A 20003-nucleotide genomic window follows, 5' to 3' on the forward strand; every position below is an offset into this window, starting at 1 on the left:
TTAATACTCCTCTGAACAAACAAGTGGTAGCGTTAGCCATCGAGTGGCAAGCGGAGGGAAATCGAGGGCGATGGTTCCGGTGTTATCGCGCACTTTTAGGCGGTATTGAGTGTTGTTTAACTCATCGGTGAGTGGGTACTCGCCGTCTGCAAGTTGCCAGGTTTGAATTAGTTCGTCGGGAATAATCAACTCCAGCGTTTTACTCTGTGTATCGCTGAAGTTTGCAGCGATGATGAGTTTTTGTTTTTCATCCGAGCGCGCAAACGCGAACAGCTGATCTTGCATGTCGGCAAAGTTATCAAAGTTGGCAGCGTAGAGGTCGTGGTAATGTCCTGTCAGTGTGGAGCAGTTTAATGTCAAGTTAAGCAGTTTTTTGTAGAACTCACGCAGAGACTTTTCTGACTCTGAGAGTAGACCGCCATCAAACTTGCCGTGGTTCATCCAACGTTGATGGTGAGGTACACCAATGTAATCGAAGATAGAGGTGCGGGAAGGTTGCCCAAATCCTGCCATCTCTGCGCCTGGTTCCCCCACTTCCTGACCGAAATAGATCATCGTCGGGGCACTTGATAAACATGCAGAAATCAACATGGCAGGTTTGCCTTTTTCTGCGCTGCCTGCAAACTCCGGCGAAGCAATACGTTGTTCATCATGGTTATCCAAAAAATGCAGCATATGGTGTTCAATGTCGGCTAACTGGTGCTGAATTCGGCCAATTTCTCGCGTTGAACCGTGGCCTTGCATGATCGTTTTTAAACTATCGTATAGGTCAACTTTATCGTACAGGTAATCCATTTTACCGAGCTGAATATAATCACGATAAAGTTCGGGTTGATAGACTTCGGCCATCAAAAACGCATCGGGATTTTCATGTTTGATCCATGAGTTCATATAGCTCCAAAATTCGACTGGTACCATTTCGGCCATGTCGTAGCGAAAGCCGTCAACACCGAGCTTGGTCCAGTAAAGCGCAATATCTCGGAACTTAATCCAAGAGTCAGGCACTGATTTGTTCTGCCAAAATTCAAAATGCTCGGCGTGGCCTTTGTGCCTAAATTCCGGTGGAAGTTGTGCAAAATCTTTGCTGCCGTCTGGCTTAACCCCGTAGTTCACCTTTACCGTTTCATACCAATCATCAAAATTTGGTTTGGCTAATCGAGATCCATTGCCGGTCCATTTGGCTGGGAATTCTTGATAAGGCTGCGTCAGGTCAGGGTGTTGTTCACCGCCCAACGGCGGAGCTTTGGTCAGTTCATCGGGTAAGGAGAAAGTTTGCTTAGGAATGTAGTAGAAGTTGTTGTCTCTGTGGTATTCGACCGAAGTGTCATCATTTGCGCCAAAGTCGCTAACGCCTTGAGGGTTATTGAGCCCTTTATAAACGCGTGCAACGTGGTTAGGAACAATATCAATGATGACTTTCATCCCAGCGTTGTGAGTACGTTGGATTAAAGCAAGGAACTCTTGATTACGTTGACTCGGGTCATCGGCCAAATCCGGGTTAACCGAGTAATAATCTTTGACAGCGTAAGGAGAACCGGCACGGCCTTTGACGACGCTTGGGTGATCATTTTCGATCCCGGATTCGGTGTAGTCATTGATCACTGCGTGGTGGGGGACACCGGTATACCAAATATGGGTAATACCAAGGTCTTTGATTTCACTCAGTGCCTTGTCGGTAAAACCACTGAACTTTCCAACGCCGTTTTGTTCAATGGTTCCCCATGGCACATTGGTTGAGTTGGTGTTGCCAAAAAGACGCGTAAAAACCTGATAAATATTGTTCTTTTTCATAGTGTAGGTCAGACCTATGTTTCATCGTTCATATCAGGCTAAATCATGGCAACAAAAGCCTACTCATCCTTTATTGTAAATTCAGGGGCGTAGAAGAAGAAAATGTGAGTTAGATAGAAGAAACCCAACGAGGTTGAAACAAGTCTTTTATGTCTACTTGCTCACAAAGTCGCCAATGAACTTGATTTGATTTTTTCTGCTGAAAAGGAGGGGGAGCCTTTGATCTTAAGGCTTAAGGAGGGGTTAGATAGGAAATCTCAGCTCTTTTCTAGGTTTTGACAAACTACGGTTCTTTTCTACGCTTTACACTGAGTAAACGTCAGACAAAAGGAGAACATAGATGGCGACAATCAAACAGGATATCCCACATCGTGTTACGGTTTATCATGATGATATAGAGCAAGAAAAAGCGTTGAAAAATGCGATGCTGCCGGAAAAACCAAGATACTTTAATGGCGCGCCAACGTATCAGGCGGAAAGCATCGACGAGTTTCGTACCAAGCTTAGCCAGATTGGTTTGTCGCTAGACGTTTAAGTAACTATCAATTTAAGTAGGGCTCGGTTACGAGCCCTTTTTCGTTTGCACGACAGTTTGGTTGCGGCCACCCGCTTTTGCCTGATACAGGTGTTTGTCTGCACGAGATAGTGCTTTGTTAAAGTCTTCCATTTCCCATTCAACAATGCCAATACTGACGGTTATTGGCATTGTGAATTTTTTGCACACATTGTTACCAAGCTCTCGTTCGATCTTTTGACGAATGCGCTCAGCAAGGTGTTCGGCTTCTTCTAGGTTGGTCCGCGGTAGGATCAACGCAAACTCTTCGCCCCCCATTCGACCAAAAATATCAGATTGCCGAATTTCGTTAGACACGATTTGGCAGAAGGATTTGAGTACTTTATCGCCTACTGCATGACCACATATGTCATTTACTTGTTTAAAGTGGTCCAAATCCATCATGCATATGGTCGATGGTGCTTGTATTCGCCTGACATTCTCGGCGTTATCTACAAGTGCTCTGCGATTTAAAATACCCGTCAAAGGGTCTTCATGTGCCAGCTTGGTTAGCTGAGACTCTTTGTGCTTTATGCTATGCGCCATGGCTGAAAATGCGGTGAATAGGTCACCAATTTCATCATCTCTGAGTTTAAAGTCAGTCGGAATTTTGCCTTCACGTGACAGTAATGCAATGCGTTTGCGGAGATCGACAATAGGCGAAGCAATGTAATGAGAGAGATAAAGCGTGAGTGCGGCAAATATCAGCAATGCAATGGTCAGGTAAAACGCCACTTCCCGTAGAAGATTGATGCTACTTTCTGTGAGATTTTCATCTGAAACAAAGACCACAAGTGTGACGCCAAACTTAGGGTCGCTGGCGTGTTTTGGCAGCTCTTGTTCATAAATCAAATGTGTTTTTAGATTCAACTTAATCGGGCGATTGATCAAGATACCATTTAGATCGTCTCTTACTTCTGGCTTTTCACTGGTGTTTAGCCCTTGTTTATGGAGTTTTTCAATCGATAGGTATTTAGCTTCTGAAAGCGGGTACAGATCCCTGTTACGGATCAGCATGACGTCAACGTGCTCTAAGCCACTTTCAATCAATGATGTTTTGATATTAAAAAGCTGATCTTCAATTAATGTTCTATCAAGTACCGCAGTATAGTAGCCCAGTAGGTTTTGATCACAGTCTACGAGTGGTCTTGAGTAAAAATAAGACTCTTTGTCAAAAATAAGCCCCAAATCGGAGATACTTTGTTTTTCGGCTAGGGTGAGCACCAGCCTAGGTAGGTTTTTTCTCTCTCTCAACTCTATAAGTTGGTTGCTAGCACGCCGACTCTCGAATGAGTTCTCCTCACCGCGCATTTTTAATTCTTGGAGTTTCTTTAGTGTTTGTTGTTCGAGTAACTTGTTTTCGTTATAGCTTGCAAGCCAGTCGCGATAAGAGCCTTCCAGTTGTGCCAATACACTGTTAGAAAGAACCTGCTTCCCATCGAGATTTTTGCGTAAAATGTATCGGTTACTTTTGTTCGCAGACAGATTAAAGGTCGTCACTTTACCCGACACATCGGTAATCATCAGTGCCGAAAAACCACGCGTAAAATTGATGGCGTTAGAAGCGGTTTCTGACAGCGTAATGTTATCCACTTCGCAACCTGCCATTGCTGTACTCAGTCTGTCAAACTCGATAAACCGACCATCAATGTAATGGCTGAGTTCGCTGGCCCCGAGCGAGGTAGACAACTGACCAGATTGAATAATGTGATCAATCGTAAGTCTCTCTCGGGCCTGATAGTATGCATAGCCAAAAGACAAGATACTGATCGCGAGAGGGAGCAAAATAAAAAATACCTTAATACTCAGCTTGTTCATCGCTAACCTGTTGTCTTTGATCTTCGGGGCTGATACTCCCTAGGTTTTGAATGACTTTGAGTTCATCGCCGGAAAATTGAGCCAAATACATGGGTAAGTCGAAATGGTGATCCTCTCTTACACGGACCTTCATATCCCCTTTGTATAGCTCTAGTCCTGGAAATGCATCCAGCGTTAACTCTTTATCAATTGTACCGGCTTTGGTAATTGCGGAAGCGAGCAGATACACCAGATCATAATGTGCTTTGCTAGAGTAGGTGACCTCAGCATTCTCACCGTGAAAATCTTGATAGTGCGAGACAAATGACTCAGCGACTGGGTTATCAATACTTTTGAAAAAGTGCAGAGCTGTCATCACGCCATCCAGTGAGTTACTGTCGAGATTAGTCATATACGTTTCATCGGCGGCAAAGGCCACAATGTTCACTTTGCGGCCAAAGTCGAACGACTTCATCTGAGACAAAAATTTAAAGCCGTCGCCACCAGGTAAAATCAGCATCAGTGTGTCTGCGCCTGAGGCTTTAATCCGTTGCAGTACCGGCGTGTAATCATTGGTACCAAAGCCAGTAAACTCCGTATTGGCGACCACGCCGCCATGCTCATTAACGGATTGAATAATGCGTTTTGACATTCGGTGAGGCCACACATAATCGTAACCGAAGATGTAGAAACTTTTGCCAAGGTTCTCAATGACGTAAGGCACAACCGGCTCAATATAGTGTTCAGGTATGGTGCTGTAACACACTAAATAACGGCTGAAGTGACGGCCCTCATAATCAATACCATAGAGCATTGGCGTTTTGAATTTTTCAGCGACTTCAGCCATTGCGTAGCGAGATGCACTGCTGACGGGCCCCATAAGAGAAAAGACGTGCTCTTGCTGGATGAGTTCTCTGCTATAGCTGACAGTTTTGGCTGGGTTGGTTTCGTTATCGCGAACAATAATTTCCAGCTTATGCCCGAGTATGCCGCCGGAGCTATTGATCTCGTCCACCGCCAGCTGTGTGCCTTTAAGGGCTTGCTGGCCGTAAATGGCAAATGTTCCTGTGAGAGGGAGTACCGCACCTATCTTGATAGTACTTTTTTCTGGTGAGCAGCTTGTGGTCAATATTGCGATGAAAGACACCACGCACGACAAGATGACTTTTCTTATATCCATAAAGTTCTCAACTGTATTGGCCTTTGTCTCATATAACGTAAGTGTAGGTAACATATTCTATGAGAAAGGAGAAATACCTAACAAAAACAAGCATTAGTACACACTCTTTTGCTGTGCGATGCTTGTTTTTTCGACTATTTCTATTGTTCCTCTTCAATGAGGTGTAGAAAAAAGTGTGTGGGTAGCAGTCTTTCACATGCCATGGCTCACGGTTATCACGCCGCTTACTAAGGGGCGTTTACTCGGTATGACTCAATGAAATTCAAGATGTCTAATTTTGCGAATAAATTGTGATTTGAAACCCCTATAACAATGTGGGCGAGTACGTCGTCTTCACAGTAAAAGTAAGCAACGGGTGTGTTGAGCACTTCTGACATACGTTTGACGGTCGCGTAGTCAGGAGCATGTTTTCCAGTTTCGTATTGACTGATTCTGGCGCTGGAGCCAGCTTGGTCCATCCCTAGTTTATCTCCCAGCTCTCTCTGGGTCATCCCTTGCTTTTTTCTTATATATTTTAGCCGTCTAGGTAATGGGCTATTCATCCAATGAGTACCTCCGCTGTCGTAGCCGCTTTATTTTAACCTTATCGAAATATTAAATGACTAAGGAATTTTTAGATTTTGGTAATTTAGGGAAATCTATTATTAAAGTTGACGAATATCGGTCAATTCCGGTAGTGCTTATTAGCTTTTAGAATATTATGCTATTAATTCGTCTTAAAGATAAAGTGAGTGGTTAATTCAGAGAGGCCCAATAGCCCTGCTAGTATAAGATAAATCTTATTATTAATATTATTATATACCTGTAATTTGTGTGGATATAGGTTTTATATGTCGCTAAGTGCAGCGTTTACCTATGAATACGATCGAATAAAATAAAGGTTGTTGTGGTTCATAAATAGCGTGCCACATAATTTCATATAATTAAGAAATTAATTCGCTTAAATTGATGTCTTAGTGAAATATAAGGGAAGAGTAGGCAGAGAAAATACCTCTGCCTAATTATTAGACTTTAAAATATTGCAGTTGCGCGGATAGGTGCTCTGCGGTATTCGCCATTTCTTGGCTATCTTCAGCCAAAGATTGAGAGGCTTGAAGGACTTCGTTAGCTGATAGGTGGATACTGGTGACGTTTTGGTTCATTTCTGATGCTACTGAGCTTTGTTGCTCCGATGCCGCCGCAATTTGCGCCACCATGTCGTTGGCATTTTGCATTTCTGCCACAATATCATTGAGCTGTGCGCGTGTTTGGCTGGAAGCATTGACGCTGTTATCGACATTGTCATTGCTGCTTTGCATTGCAACAAAGGTGCGTTCGGCATGTTCGATCAGTGTATCGATAGTGTGCTGGACTTCATTGGTCGACTTTTGTGTTCTGCTAGCAAGGTTTCTTACCTCATCTGCCACAACGGCGAATCCTCGGCCTTTTTCACCCGCCCGAGCGGCTTCAATCGCAGCATTAAGCGCCAAAAGGTTGGTCTGTTCTGATACATCTCGAATGACACCCACTACTTTACTAATTTCGTCGACACCTTCCTGCAGTTCACGCACCAAATCGTTCGCCATAGAAATGTCACGAGATACGTCAGAAATCGCCTGAGAAGTTAGCTCCATCGTATGATCATTTTGTTCAGTGTGCTCCATCACTTTGTTGGTACTTTCTGAGGTAGATTCTGCATTGTGTGCCACATCATTGATGGTTGCGCTCATTTCTGTCATTGCTGTTGAAAGCAGCTCAAGTTGGGCATGTTGCGAGTTTACGCTGGTGGCCGCCTCCTCACTGGCTTGTGCTATGTTACTTGCCATGTTGCTGGAGAGCTGGGCAGAGTCATGAGCCGTTTTTAGCGTGTGTTGCAGTTTGTCTAGCATTTTGTCGATTTGCACACTCATAAGACCGAGTTCGTCTTTACGCGTTAGGCTCATGCGTACACGCAAATCCCCGTCGGCGATAAGCTCAGTGTTTTCAATCAACTTATTTAAAGGGGTAACAATATTGTGTGAGATTGCATACCCCATAGCGAACAGTAAGCAAGAGAGTACGACAACAACAATCGCCTCTTGAATAGCTAACGCGTAAAACGTTTCGTTGATGTCGGCAACCAAAATGCCAGAGCCAATAATCCAATCCCATTCTGGAAATAGGTGAACGTATGAAATTTTATCTTTTAGATCCCCTTGTGGGCTTTTCCATTGGTAGTCTAAAAAACCTTTTTGTTCCGGTGTTTTGGAGATAGTAACCATCTCTCGCCAGTGGAATTTACCGCCACCATCTTTAAAGTTTTCGGCATTTTTTCCGTTGAGGTTCGGCTTAAGTGGATGGCTAATGACGGTTAACTGCTGGTTAAGGATCCAGAAATAGTTACTGTCGTCATATCGAAGTGAATTAATGGCATCCAGTGCTTTTTGTTTGGCAGCTTCTTCGCCCAAAGTCGCTCTTTGGTCATAGTAATGCTTTGCGACGCTGACTGCCGTTTCTACTTGTGCACTTAGCTTGTTTTCTCGTTCTGTCATAGAGGAGTTGCGTTGCTGAATAAGGTTATAAGCACACGCGAGGAGGATTAAAACGAACGAGAGGAGAACAATGGAACTAAGCTTCGATTTTATGGATAGGTTGTTTAATATCATAAGCCACTGACTACTGTAGGTTGCTGAAATTATATTCAGCCTACTCTATCAATCTAACCCTTTAGTACTACTGACCTGAATCATAAAAAAATTGTATTCATTTTGTTACATAATGATTACTTGCCCTCAGTCAAACTCTCCATGCTTGATCTTTAAAAGCTCCTTATCGTAGTGACCAACGATAAGGAAACTTTGAACACTCTATTGCCTAGATGCTTCGGGGGGATCGGTGCTTTTTGTGCTAAATTTATTAATTTTGTGGCACAAATTCCTGAACATTTGCGCTTTTTAATGCAATGACTTTCATCGCCATCGCAGCTCCGATCATGGCTATTGCGGCGAGTATGAAGCCGTATTGGGTTAAACCATAGTGACTTAACAGAGCAATGACGATGTAACTAATACTTTGTACAAGTGTTGCAAACATCTGCAAACCACCGTCTGCGCGGCCGCGTTGCTCAACCGCAATCGTGTGATGCATCCAGTTTGTACGTGCGATCCGGTTGAGTGCGTTAAAGAAGCCAAATATTAAGGTGAAGACGAGTAATTGAGCAGGGTGAACGGAGAAACTCATCCCAACAAGCGCCAATGCAGCAATCGCCATGGCGTACACAATAGTAGAAGTATGGCTACTTAACGCGAGTAAACGTGCGACGAAAACGCCCGTAATCAAAGAGCCCAGACCAAAAGCAATGTTGTATCCCGCCAACCAGTCGCCAGATACTCCGGTTTCTGAAAACCAGATAGGGACTAACTTACCCAAGTAAGTCAGAATTGGGTAGGACAAAGCAGACAGCATGAGAAAGACATAAAAACGAGGTGATTTAGTGAATATCTGTTTGCTTTCTTTTAACTGGTCAGAAAAGGAAGTTGTTTGGCTTTGTCTTAGCTGTCGTCGATATGGCGTAACAATATAACTCAAGGTGGCAATTCCCGCTGCTATCGCAGCAAACGCGGCAAACTCTAACATTCCCCAGCTTTCTAGCAGTATCACACCTAAAGCACCGGCTCCCAGAGTTGTTCCCTGCATGATGATTTCCTGCTTGCCGGAAATAGAAGCGTATTCATGTGGGTCGTAGTTTTCCTGAGTAAAAGCGTTGTTTGTTGACCAACCCAAGTTACTGGATGCCCAGTAAATCAGTTGCGCCCCAGCGAGCAGCCAGTGTGAACCGAAATCGAGTAAGTATGCTATGAACACCACACCAGCGGTGGCGAACTGGATAAATTGCACCAGTACCAGTAAAGATTTCCGCGAATGTCGGTCAATCAGTGTCGAGAAAAAAGGCGTGAGGAAAAATGAAATGGCGGTACAAGCCAGTGCCACCATTGCGACAAATGGCCCCATATTCGGTGTTGCCAGCATGATCCAAGGCAAAGCCATCATAAACAGGCCGGACGAAATGCCATCGAAGAATCGCCCTGACAGGTAAGGCAGCGTTTTGTTTTTCATTAATAATTTCATTATTTTTCCCTAAACCAATTTAACTTGGTCATACTTTAGAACCTCAAGTAAACTTGAGGTAAAGCACTATTTTTAGTTTTGGAGAACAATATGGAAATGTCTGTCGGTGAAGTCTCTGCACGCGCGGGGATCAAAGTGTCTGCTCTTCATTTTTACGAGCAGAAAGGTTTGATAAGCAGTTGGCGAAACCAAGGTAACCAAAGGCGCTACGATCGCAGTGTGTTACGTAGGCTTGCAGTGATCAAAGCTGCGCAAGAAGTGGGCCTGACTTTAGAAGAGATAGCAGCGTCTTTAGCTCATTTACCTAAGCATCAAGCCCCAAATCGCAAGCAGTGGGAGGCTTTAGCGACGGGGTGGCATGATTTGCTTGAACATCGAATCCAGCAGTTGAAAGCGCTTCAAGAAGATCTTGGTGGCTGCATCGGGTGCGGCTGCTTATCAATGGAGTCCTGCGCGATCTACAACCCTCAGGATATACGCGCAGAAACCTTTAAAGGCAAAACACTGCTTACCGCACCAGAAGAGTGGTCATCCGAGGGAAAGGGCGAAAGTGAGTAACAAAGGTAAAGTAAAGATACTGAAAAAGTTACCAAATAAGACCATGGAAGCAACCTTGGCTGGCTCTATCGAAAAACGTTCTGCAAATAAATAGTTCATGACCGCGGGTGGCAGCATCGTAAACAGCACCATCATTTGTAATTGCAGAGTCGGCAGCGGAATAAAAAAGTAGATAACCGAGAAGGCGATGGCCCCTGTAAGTAAAGATTGCAAGGTACACAAGATACCGATACGTAACCCACTTAAACGAATGTGACACATTTGTGCCCCCAGTGACAGCAACATAACAGGCACCGCGGCTTGGCCAAGCAGTTTGGTGGCTTCATAGAGTGGCGCCCAAACCCCAATGCCCGTCAGGTTGAGCGTTAATGCACTACTGGCAGCAAGAAAAACAGGCATGCGAATAATCTGTTTCAATGGGTTGCCTTCACTCAGCAGTGCCAAGCCCAGGCTGATGTGGACGCAAGCCGATACCACAAATAGCAGTACCGCAGAGGAAAGTGCGCTGTCGCCAAATGTATAGGTAAACAGGGGGATCGCGAGATTACCGCTATTGCGAAACATATGAGGTGGCGCCCAAGCCTTAAAGTTTAATCCCGTCAATCTGCAAATTGGAAACATCAGCAAGCCAGGTAATAGAACCGCGATTAGAGAAGCTGACAGTAGCGGTATCTGCTTGGTATCCAGTGGCATTGAAATCAAAGAAGAGAACACAAGAGCGGGCGTAAAGGTGTCCATATTGATTCGATTAATAGGACGAAAATCCGGTTTTAACCAACGGCCGACAGAAAACCCAACCAAGACGAGCGCTAAAACTGGGAAGAGAATTCCTATGACTTGTTGAACCATGATTTTCCTTAACGGCTGATTGTTTATTGTCCTTTATGTCAAACTTACCTTAATCGATAGCGATTAAATAGATGTAATGTAAAGAAACCTTTCTCATGAACAGCAGTTTGGCTCGTGACCGTTGACTTACGAGAGAATGACAGTTGCTCTTCATTTGTTTGCTATTCGTGTAATTTCACTACATGAATGCGACTTATAGCCTATTATTGATAAGTCACCTATTAAGGTGCAGGGCTGTGAGCAGCTAAATAAACAGAACTCTAAAGTGACGATGAACACAATTTAGCCAACGAACGCGTGTCATTTCGTAGAAATCAGGAATGTATCCTTAACCTAATTTATTCACGCGTTAAATTTATATGAATTGTGTTTCTTAAAACGGAATTTTTGGATATGTCGCCGAAGAAGCGAAATACTTTAATTTTGGGGATCTTCTCTGTTGTTGCGGTTATTGCCGTCTTATTCACTCCCCAATTGATAACAGAAGAAAAAAAGATAGAGGCTAAACTGGCGATCGCTGTTTCGCAAACGCCATTATCGTCTCCTTTTCTGATTGCAAAAGAGCGTGGTTACTTTAAAGAGCAGGGGCTGGATGTCACTTTGGTCCCATGCAATGGTGGTGTAGATTGTACTCATCGGATGCTTAGCCGTGATGTTGACTATGCGACGGCTTCTGAATCCGTTCTCATGTTTCAAAGCTTTAATAGGCAAGATATTTCAATTTTGGTTAGTTTTGTTGAGTCGGATAACGACCTGAAATTACTTACATTAGAGCCTTCGAATATTCGATCTGTAAAAGCGTTAGAAGGAAAAAAAGTTGGGGTTATAAAAGGCAGTGCCAGTGAGTTCTACTTTGACTCTGTGCTGATTGCTAATAACCTTAAAAATCTCCAGCTCAAGAAGGTATACCTTACTCCAAGTGAGTTGGTCCCTGCGCTTTTATCCTATCGTGTTGATGCCATCTCATCTTGGGAACCACTGGGCTATAAGGCGGAGCTCTTATCTGCCAATAAAGTGGTCAACTTAGGCAATAGCGCGATTTATCAACTCTCATTCAACCTGCTGGCTATGACTCCGAACTTGGAGCACTCAAATGACGAGTCATTACGATTGCTCAAAGCGCTTGATTTAGCGGTAGAGTGGATAAATAACAATCCGGATCAAGCATTAGAAACAATTGCTACCAGTTTAAACCTGTCGGTCGATCAGGTGGCGTGGTCTTGGGAGGATTTAGTTTTTCGGTTATCGCTGGGAAACTCTCTTCTCTCTAATATTCAGTTGCAGGCGCGTTGGGCGGTCGAAAGTGGACTCGTGGACAGTGAGCCCCCCGATTTTCGTGCTGTGTTTTACTCATCCCCCTTTGAGCAACTTGTTGCATCAAGAGATTAAATTATGCTGGGCTCTCTAAATAAAAAGCTGTTTGCGTTATCGATTACCACAATGATGTTGACTCTGTTTATCGTGCTCTCATTTGCTCGTGTGAGCTTTGAGCGGGAAGAAACCAAGTCTGAGCTTGATCAAGTTGTCGATCTTCAACTGAAAGTGGATATGCTGCGAAGTCAATTGTGGGTATTTCTCCAGTTTAGTGACGAAGCCAGTTTGAATCAGGTCGAATATGCTCAAGCGGAATTGGCGACGAAACTAACACAGTACAATAAGAGTACCGTGTTGTTGGATAATATTGTGCGCATGAACCAGAGCTTGGATGTGTTGTTGAATCAAGAGAAGGAAGTGTATTTCAGTAAAGTTGGTGGCATTGACAAACTTGGGGCAGATGATATCAATGCAAGAGGGCTGCTTCATTCTCGTTATAATATGATTGTACAAAATATGACGGAAGAACTGGCTTACGTGCATCAGGCCGTGCTGGCACATAATGACGAACGGCAGAACCAAGTTATGATGTATGCGGCAGCATGGTTGTTCATTAGTTCTGTTGTCGTCAGCGTGTTGGCATGGAGTATGTTTTTTCGCTTCAGGACTGGGGTTTCTACCATCAAGAAGGCGATAGCGAACTTGGCGGACGGCAAACTGGACACCAAGATCGAAGGGAACAACTTAGACACTGAGTTTCTCGCTGTTGCGCAGTTTTTTAATGAAATGACGAACTCTTTACGAGAAAGCACAGTAACAAAACAAGAGTTAGAAGAAGAAGTTAGGCGTCAAACAGAGCAGCTACAACAAAAGCAAGAGCAACTGATATTCCTTTCTGAGCACGATCATCTGACCAATATTATGAATCGACGCGCTTTTGATAGCCATTTGGAAAGCGCCATTATCAATGCGAATCGCACACAGTGTAAGCTCGCGTTATTCTTTATCGATTTAGATGAATTCAAAGAAGTGAACGACACCTACGGGCACGATGCTGGGGATGCGATTTTAGTTTCAGTGGCAGAGCGATTGAAACAGGCAGTGCGAGAGACGGATTTTGTTGGCCGAATTGGTGGGGATGAGTTTGTCGTGTGCTTGGATCATCTCAATGATTTTAAGATTGTGACCAGCAAAGCCAAGCAGTTGATTGAGGCGATAAATGAACCGATCTCTTTAAATGGCAGAGCGTTTAGTGTTGGGGCGAGTATTGGCGTCAGTTATTACCCTGATCAAACACAAAGTAAAGACGGTCTATTAAGTGTCGCTGATGAAGCCATGTACCGAGCGAAGCAACTCAAGCGTTCGGCTTGCCTTGATAGTGAATCAACCTATTGTCGTGTGGTTTCCGATTCAGTGGTGACGCTTGCTTCGGTTAAAGAGTAAATGGTTCGTTATAGGTGTAAAGTTCATTTAACACCTTCAGATATGAGATATTTAGTCCAGTTTCTCGACAAATTTACTAATTCTCGACATCTTATGCGCGTTTGATCCACCACCGTTTGGGTGGATCGCAAAGGGATAGGATTTCGAAAATGGATAAAGAACATAGTTTGCGTGAGAATTTACTCGCGTTGATATTGGGTAGCGCCTTGGTGTCACTGGGTGTTATTTTCTTCAATAAAGTCGGTTTGCTTACTGGTGGCACAGCGGGATTAGCCATCTTTTTAACGAAGGTAAGTGACTTCAGCTTTGGTCAGGTTTTCTTCGTGCTTAACCTGCCTTTTTATATTTTGTCGGTTACACGAATGGGCTGGCGTTTTACCATCAACACCTTTATCGCGGTAACCATTGTATCGCTCGCGGTGGATCACCTGCATCATGTTATCGAGATTGCACGTATTGATACTTTCTACGCAGCGCTGCTTGGTGGTGGTTTGATTGGTATCGGCATGCTGGTCATTTTTAGACACAAGATGAGTTTGGGTGGATTTAATATTCTAGCGCTATTTCTGCAAGAAAGATTTGGTATTCGTGCAGGCAAAGTGCAGATGGCTTTGGACTGCACCATTGTTGTGTTGTCGCTCTTTATCGTCGATGTGTGGCTCATTGCCTTGTCTGTTGTTGGCGCGATTGCCACCAACTTGATTTTAGCGATGAACCATAAACCTGGGCGTTATCAGCCAAAGGCTACCGCTGCATAACAGGTTCAATAAAAAGGGCTTAGCATTTCGCTAAGCCGTTTTTTATATCAACTCTTCCAGTTTGCTAATGCTGACGATATTTTCAGGCACATCCTCAGAATTACGGTTAAACCAGATGGCGTTCAAGCCTGCCTTTATTGCGGGGTACACATCTTTATTTAGAACGTCTCCCACCATGGTAAGTTCATCGGGTTTAACGTTCAGCTCATCAGCGATTGCTAAGTAAAACTCGGCGCAGTTTTTTTCTATTCCTACGTTGGTTTTACAAAAATATCCATTGATATAACGATCAAGCCCCACACGCTGAAACGCTTGTTGAATTTCCGCTTCACTGGATTCTTGTGCACTGGTTGCAATGTAAATCGTGTGATGTTTGGAAAGGGCTTTGAGTGTTTCCTCTGCACCTTCAACGGCTGCAACGTCTTTCCATAGGTACATTTTCTCTGTGTTGGCCGGGTCATCGACCATTAGGGTGTCTCCCCAGTCGAACAGAAATACTCTCTCCATCAATGCTTCTATCGCTCCTGCTTTTCCATCTTGGTAATAGTTTGGATCTGTAATGATCCAAAAGCAAAGTTTATCCAGACGATAAAAAACCTGATTAGTTCCACCGGGTGAATTGGTATTAAATTCTTGCCTGAGATTCAATCATACTTAATTCAAGGTACTGAAATGCTATCAATTGATGATGTTGTTGTTGCAACAAAAGGTGTAGATTTAGGCCAGATGGTTGTCGCTGGTTTAAGTTCTGGTGGTTTTTATGTTCACGTTAAAGCGGGCGAAATGACCTTAACCTACCCGGCAAAAGACCTTAAGAAAGCGTAATGCAGTAAAGGCATCCCTAATGATGAAGGCTTGGTTATTTACCAAGCCTTTTTGATTTCATTTACGTAACACTTCCTATTCAAAAATCTCACTTTACACATACAAGACGTGTTGCTGTCAGCCTTCTCTTTCTCTTCTCAGTCCCACAATCTCATGTAAATATTAATTGTTGCGACCAGCTCAAGTTGGCTCATTTTCAAGCGGTATGCTTCCTATCCGCAATGAGCCTATTGATAACTTTAGTTGGTAAAAATCGCCACACAATAGTGAATTCATCAAGCGAATGAGTTCAAGTTTGTTGTGCGTCATCATAACATGCTGATATTTAGTGGTTTAATTTATGGCTTAGTGTTTGCTTAGTGCTATGGTCGATATGGGCTGGCGTTTTCATTTCTTACCTATTCACTTATTAAATAATTATTTTGGAATGATTGGATAGTTCATGAAGAATTGATGTCAAATTGCCAGTTCATATATAACTCATTATTTCATCTCTCTTTTCTGATCGTTCTGCATTGAAGAGAGTAGAGAAAACTTTGGTAAGGAATAAAAATGAGAATAAAGCCGTTACGTTGGTTGTTGCCTTTTGTCTTACTTGGTGGAGCGTATGGAGGCTACGCTGCGATTGATGCAACTTCACCTGAACCAGAAGAGTCTTCCCCACTGAAATTACCGCCTACAGTCACTGTTTTTCCTGTCCAGTCGAGCGATCACCAAGTGGTGATCACCAGTCATGGAGAGCTACAACCAGTGGAAGTCACGCGGTTATCGGCTCAAGTGTCGGGAGAAGTGGTCAGTTGGCACCCGAATTTTGTGGCTGGTGGTGTGGTAAAGCGTGGGGAAGTGCTATTCAGTATTGAAAAAGACAATTATCAGGCGGCGGTTTTACAAGCTGAAGCCCAGCTCGCTACTGCGAAAGCTAGCCTTATTGAAGAGAAAGCCCGTGCGGAAGTAGCGAAGAGACAGGCAAGGAGTTTACCTGCTAAACAAGTGACGGATTTGTATCTTCGCAAGCCGCAACTTTTAAGTGCTCAAGCTCAGGTGAAGTCTGCTCAAGCAGAGCTGAAGCGTGCTAAACGTGATTTAGCCAATTGTCGGGTCGTTGCGCCGTATGACGCGCTTGTTGTCGCCAGAGACATTGGTGTCGGTCAATTTATCTCAGCGGGCGCGCCAGTCGCCACGCTCAATAACATTGAGGCAGCGGAGATCCACATACCCATTGCGGGCTTCGACAGTGCCTTTTTGCCACAAAACTATGAAGGCATAGAAGCCGATATCATTGAGCGCGGCATAGTGACAACAAAACGTAAAGGTCATATTGCGCGTGACCTAGGTGTGGTGGATAGCAGTACACGAATGCTTAGTATGGTGGTTCGAGTCGAGGACCCATACGCTCTTAAATCTGACCAGACTCCGATGAAATTTGGTTCTTACGTTGAAGTTAAATTTGCAGGAAAAGAGCTCAAGCACATCTATCGTCTTCCTCAGGAAATCGTTAATAACCGCCAGGTTTGGGTCGTGAATTCTGAAGGCGAGCTCGAACCGCGTACGGTGAATGTTTTGCGAGCAGAAAAAGAATTCATGCTGATCAATCAGGGCTTAGCTGATAATGAGCAGTTGGTATTGACGGTGCCCGAGTATCCTCAAAAAGGCATGCGGGTCACGATCGCATCCACCAGTGAAAACGCAGCTGAGTAGGAGCTTTTAAATGGATGAGTCAAAACAAAAAGGCTTAATTGCTTACTTTGCGAATAATGCGGTCGCTGCCAATCTATTAATGGCGTTTGTGCTGATTGTTGGCACGGTGAGCTTTTTCTTTATTCAGCGTCAGATGTTTCCCAACATTGAAGTCAACTATATCAATGTTTCTGCGCAGTACCCGGGGGCATCACCTCAAGAGATTGAAGAAAGCATACTGATTAAAGTTGAAGAGTCGTTGAAAGATGTCACTGGGATCAAGAAGTCCGTGTCTACAGCGTATCGAGGCAGTGGCAGAATAGAACTTGAGATAGATGTCGACGAAGACGTGTCTGATGTACTCGATAAGGTGAAGCAGAAAGTTGATTCTACAGCGAACTTCCCATCGGGCATGGAGCCTATCCAAGTTTATCAGTATGAGTACCGTCAGGACGTGATAGAAATGTCATTGGTTGGTGATCGTCCTCTGCTCGAACTAAAGCCCATTGCCAAGCAGATAGAAGATGAACTGCTGCAACTCGAAAACGTCGCTTTGGTTGATCTTGGTGCGCCTGAGTATGAGATCGGCGTGGAAGTGGAGCCAAGAACCTTACAAAAGTACAGCTTAACGCTCAACGATGTAAGCAATGCGATCCAACGTTATTCGGCCAACTATTCGGCAGGGGAAGTTAGAACCAACGCGGGAATGATCTCTGTCCGTATTGAAAACCAGTACTATAAAGGAGAAGAATTTCGCCAGATCCCGGTGAAAATCGGAGCCAATGGTGGAAAAGTCTTACTGCAAGATATTGCGACGATCAAAGACGGCTTTACTGAAGGCGATCGCTACTTCAAATATTCGGGTGAAAACGCTATCTACTTCTCGGTGAAAGCTACCAAAGATCAAAACATCGTGACCGTAGCGGATTCTGTTAAAGCATACATTGAGCACAAAAACCAACAGCTTCCATCCGATCTTAAGATCAATACGCTCGTAGACATGACGTATTACTTAAACGCGCGTCTAGAGATGATGCTCAAGAACTTGCTGCAAGGTACGGTGTTAGTCGCCTTGATGTTGAGTCTGTTTTTACGCTTCAAGCTGGCCATGTGGGTGATGATTGGCTTACCGGTTTGCTTCCTGGGAGCGGTAATGCTGATGCCTGCGATTGGTGTGAGTATCAACATCGTCTCTTTGTTCGCCTTCATTATGGTGTTAGGGATTGTCGTCGATGATGCGATCGTCATTGGCGAGAGCGCTTACTCGGAAATTGAGAAAAATGGGGGAGGCGTTGAGAATGTCGTTAGGGGCGTTAAACGCGTTGCGACACCAGCGACGTTTGGCGTGTTAACCACTATCGCGGTATTTGCGCCCTTTTTGATGTCGAAAGGCATTGAGCGCGCGTTTTTCTTTGGTATCTCCTCGATTGTGATCCTGTGTCTGCTGTTTAGCTTAATTGAATCTAAATTGATATTGCCGGCGCACTTGGCACATACCAAATTTAGTCCGATAAAAGAGGGCAGTTGGCGTGACCGATTTAATAAACGATTCTTTGGTCTGATTAATGGCCCATATAAACGCTTGGTGACCGCTTGTACTTACTGGCGCTGGAGTGTATTCACGGGTTTTGTGGCGTTACTTGTTGTTAGTGTGGCTCTTGTGATGGCAAATCACGTGAGAATTGTGCCTTCTCCCAAGGTACCGCATGACTTTCCGAGCATTAAGTTGGTGATGAATGACAACGTATCGAGCGAACAAACGATTGAAGCATTGAAAACAATCGAACGCGTTGTGCTTGATATTGATTCGGAGATTGCTAGCGAAACGGGCCAAGTGATGGTCAAAGATACGCTGGCCTTTAACCAAGGGCGAAAGGAAGGCACTTTGCTCGTACCATTGGTCGATGAAGAATTACGCCCAATGAATACCTTTGAACTGGCAAGAAAGTGGCGTGAGCGCCTGCCTGTTATTCCAGGATTAAAAACCATCACCATCGCAGATGACATCAATGACAATGGGCAAGGAGATGAGTTCGGTTTTCTGCTTTACGGCTCTGAGATTGAAACGTTAAACGCGGCTGGTAAAGCGTTGATCAACAGACTTGGTCTAAAAGAAGGGCTGTTTGATATTTCGTCTTCGATTGATACCGGTAGCCAAGAAGTACTGTTGTCCTTAACGCCTGTGGCCTACGACTTGGGTTTAGACTTGTTTGATATCGCGACTCAGGTCGGTGGCAGTTTCTATGGTGGTGAAGCTCAGCGCGTTCTACGTGATGGCGAAGAAATCAAAGTCATGGTTCGTTATCCCAAGCTAACTCGTGAGGCCTTTTCATCGCTGCGCTACGCTGTGATTACCACACCAGAAGGTAAGAAAGTGATGCTGGGGGATGTAGTCGAGATTAATCAGCAGCCGGGTGTGAGCTCGATTCGTCGCGAGGGTGGATTTAGAACCGTCTACGTATATGGTTCGATTGATGAAGAGTTGGTTGAACCAGGCGCAGTCATTGGCAGTGTGTATGAGGAAATTCTACCAGAAGTACTTGCTGCTTATCCTGGCGTTAAAACCGAGCTTGGTGGCAGTATAGAAGAGCAACAAGCCCAGCAAGATGAGCAAAAGATCTTCTTTATTGCCGGTATGATCATTGTTTATATCCTGCTTGCCGTACCGCTGCGTAGCTATACTCAGCCGCTTATCATTATGTCGGTGATCCCGTTCAGTTTGACGGGGGCAATCTGGGGGCATTACTGGTTCGGCTTAGATCTCAGTATGATGTCAACATTTGGCTTGATAGCGGCGGCTGGTGTGGTCGTGAATGACTCGTTGGTGATGACCGATTACGTCAATCAACTTCGGGCACAAGGTAAAGCCATCAAAGACGCCGTGATAGAAGCAGGCTGTGCGCGATTTAGAGCAATTACACTAACATCAATCACCACTTTTGTTGGTGTGTTGCCTATTATGTTCGAGACGAGCCTGCAAGCAAAACTGGTGACGCCAATGGCGGTTGCACTTGGGTTTGCGGTTGTATTTGCCACCTTACTGACACTGATATTGGTGCCTTGCTTGTATCTGATGTTGGATGACATCAAAAGGCTACTGTCTAAGGTTAAGGAAATACTTCGTATTGGCCGTAAAATTAAAACGGTATAACTTTAAGCCGTAGAGACAGGG

The 20003-nt window shown here is 44.3% G+C and carries 16 protein-coding genes; 8 read left to right on the forward strand and 8 right to left on the reverse strand.

The annotated features are described in order from the left end of the window. Entirely contained in the window at nt 1-1791 is a 1791-nt protein-coding gene (locus VNE01S_RS09310; RefSeq protein WP_053395076.1) for an alpha-amylase family glycosyl hydrolase, read from the reverse strand. 340 nt (nt 1792-2131) lie between these two features. Here VNE01S_RS09310 and VNE01S_RS09315 point away from each other — a divergent pair, with 340 nt between their 5' ends. Beyond that, on the forward strand, nt 2132-2326 hold the full coding sequence (locus VNE01S_RS09315) for a hypothetical protein (protein ID WP_053395075.1): 195 nt from the start codon (nt 2132-2134) through the stop codon (nt 2324-2326). 27 nt (nt 2327-2353) lie between these two features. On the opposite strand, the gene VNE01S_RS09320 is transcribed toward VNE01S_RS09315, so the two are convergent. From VNE01S_RS09320 to VNE01S_RS09340, 5 genes are all read right to left on the reverse strand, one after another. Continuing rightward, complete coding sequence (locus VNE01S_RS09320; RefSeq protein ID WP_053395074.1) at nt 2354-4162, reverse strand: GGDEF domain-containing protein; 1809 nt, start codon at nt 4160-4162, stop codon at nt 2354-2356. Continuing rightward, complete coding sequence (locus VNE01S_RS09325) at nt 4143-5321, reverse strand: substrate-binding protein (protein ID WP_053395073.1); 1179 nt, start codon at nt 5319-5321, stop codon at nt 4143-4145. Before VNE01S_RS09325 ends, VNE01S_RS09320 begins: the two co-directional genes overlap by 20 nt. A 227-nt stretch (nt 5322-5548) precedes the next feature. Then, on the reverse strand, nt 5549-5863 hold the full coding sequence (locus VNE01S_RS09330) for a helix-turn-helix domain-containing protein (protein ID WP_053395072.1): 315 nt from the start codon (nt 5861-5863) through the stop codon (nt 5549-5551). Nucleotides 5864-6325: 462 nt separating this feature from the next. Continuing rightward, nucleotides 6326-7945 carry a methyl-accepting chemotaxis protein gene (locus VNE01S_RS09335; RefSeq protein WP_053395071.1) on the reverse strand — a complete coding sequence of 540 codons (1620 nt, stop codon included), beginning with the start codon at nt 7943-7945 and terminating at the stop codon, nt 6326-6328. 250 nt (nt 7946-8195) lie between these two features. Further along, nucleotides 8196-9395 (reverse strand): MFS transporter, encoded by a 1200-nt coding sequence (locus VNE01S_RS09340; RefSeq protein WP_174522332.1) that lies wholly within the window; start codon nt 9393-9395, stop codon nt 8196-8198. A gap of 102 nt (nt 9396-9497) precedes the next feature. Between VNE01S_RS09340 and soxR the strand changes: the two genes are divergently transcribed. Further along, nucleotides 9498-9965, forward strand: a complete 468-nt coding sequence (gene soxR / locus VNE01S_RS09345; RefSeq protein ID WP_053395069.1) for a redox-sensitive transcriptional activator SoxR — start codon at nt 9498-9500, stop codon at nt 9963-9965. Here soxR and VNE01S_RS09350 read toward each other — a convergent pair. Further along, nucleotides 9936-10814, reverse strand: coding sequence for an AEC family transporter (locus VNE01S_RS09350; protein ID WP_053395068.1), 879 nt, complete (start codon nt 10812-10814; stop codon nt 9936-9938). The two genes, soxR and VNE01S_RS09350, sit on opposite strands and share 30 nt — an antisense overlap. Before the next feature lie 393 nt (nt 10815-11207). Here VNE01S_RS09350 and VNE01S_RS09355 point away from each other — a divergent pair, with 393 nt between their 5' ends. The 3 genes from VNE01S_RS09355 to VNE01S_RS09365 all read left to right on the forward strand — a co-directional run bounded on the left by VNE01S_RS09355 (nt 11208) and on the right by VNE01S_RS09365 (nt 14329). Continuing rightward, nucleotides 11208-12203 (forward strand): ABC transporter substrate-binding protein, encoded by a 996-nt coding sequence (locus VNE01S_RS09355; protein WP_053395067.1) that lies wholly within the window; start codon nt 11208-11210, stop codon nt 12201-12203. A gap of 3 nt (nt 12204-12206) precedes the next feature. Further along, a complete protein-coding gene (locus tag VNE01S_RS09360) occupies nt 12207-13571 on the forward strand; it encodes a diguanylate cyclase domain-containing protein (RefSeq protein WP_053395066.1) in 1365 nt (454 codons plus the stop codon). Between the two features lie 149 nt (nt 13572-13720). After that, on the forward strand, nt 13721-14329 hold the full coding sequence (locus tag VNE01S_RS09365) for a DUF6198 family protein (RefSeq protein ID WP_053395065.1): 609 nt from the start codon (nt 13721-13723) through the stop codon (nt 14327-14329). Nucleotides 14330-14371: 42 nt separating this feature from the next. On the opposite strand, the gene VNE01S_RS09370 is transcribed toward VNE01S_RS09365, so the two are convergent. Then, complete coding sequence (locus VNE01S_RS09370; RefSeq protein WP_053395064.1) at nt 14372-14836, reverse strand: HAD family hydrolase; 465 nt, start codon at nt 14834-14836, stop codon at nt 14372-14374. A 165-nt stretch (nt 14837-15001) separates the two neighbouring features. On the opposite strand from VNE01S_RS09370, the gene VNE01S_RS19280 reads away from it, so the two are divergent. The 3 genes from VNE01S_RS19280 to VNE01S_RS09380 all read left to right on the forward strand — a co-directional run bounded on the left by VNE01S_RS19280 (nt 15002) and on the right by VNE01S_RS09380 (nt 19982). After that, entirely contained in the window at nt 15002-15154 is a 153-nt protein-coding gene (locus VNE01S_RS19280) for a hypothetical protein (protein WP_156309815.1), read from the forward strand. Nucleotides 15155-15706: 552 nt separating this feature from the next. Continuing rightward, the gene (locus tag VNE01S_RS09375) at nt 15707-16852 is read left to right on the forward strand and encodes an efflux RND transporter periplasmic adaptor subunit (protein ID WP_053395063.1); all 1146 of its coding nucleotides are present in this window, start codon (nt 15707-15709) and stop codon (nt 16850-16852) included. Nucleotides 16853-16862: 10 nt separating this feature from the next. Then, nucleotides 16863-19982, forward strand: a complete 3120-nt coding sequence (locus VNE01S_RS09380) for an efflux RND transporter permease subunit (protein ID WP_053395062.1) — start codon at nt 16863-16865, stop codon at nt 19980-19982. Nucleotides 19983-20003: the final 21 nt, after the last annotated feature.

Origin of the sequence: Vibrio nereis NBRC 15637 (assembly GCF_001591105.1) — a bacterium.
Taxonomy (GTDB): domain Bacteria; phylum Pseudomonadota; class Gammaproteobacteria; order Enterobacterales; family Vibrionaceae; genus Vibrio; species Vibrio nereis.